This is a genomic window from Brachybacterium sp. AOP29-B2-41 (assembly GCF_052378395.1).
Taxonomy (GTDB): domain Bacteria; phylum Actinomycetota; class Actinomycetes; order Actinomycetales; family Dermabacteraceae; genus Brachybacterium.
This window is the reverse complement of the sequence record NZ_JBQSXR010000061.1, coordinates 1-472: the sequence shown is the minus strand read 5'-3', so window position 1 is coordinate 472 and position 472 is coordinate 1. Positions and strand designations below refer to the sequence as shown.

The following is a 472-nucleotide window of genomic DNA, read 5'->3' as shown; positions in this document are numbered from 1 at the left end:
ACATTACCGCAGAAATGGGAGGGGTCGGCTCGTCAGCCAGCCCCTCCCATTGCGCCCCCGCCGGGGTAATCCGTCGCGAACCCGACGGCCTCGGCCTCGCTTGCTTAATAGCTCAGTCGCGACCATCTCTCGCCCACCGTGATAATTGCGGACGACTCATCTTTCACGCCACCACTTTTCGCCTTGCGTCACATCAAAACCTTCCTCGCGAATTCTTTGCACAAGGGTGTCGAATTGGCGATCGAGCTTGTCTGCGATCACTGGATCCGGATTCATGACACGGGTCTCATCGGCATACGCCTGATTCATTGCGTCCGCCCACTCGCGCAAGCCGCCCGCAACCTCCGGGGACAATTGTGACAGCGGATCAACTTCCTCTTGCCCTTCTTCCGGGTCGCACCATTCTACGAAGAGAATATAATCCCACATGACAAGCATGGGCGGCAACCCTCTCTCCATTAGCAAACCCCCC

At 57.8% G+C, this 472-nt stretch carries 1 protein-coding gene; it reads right to left on the bottom strand.

Annotated features, from left to right (window positions below; genetic code table 11):
- Nucleotides 1-156: 156 nt before the first annotated feature.
- Nucleotides 157-472 (bottom strand): hypothetical protein (locus ACT3T9_RS18870; RefSeq protein ID WP_444607308.1); only part of this gene is annotated, 316 nt, incomplete at its 5' end.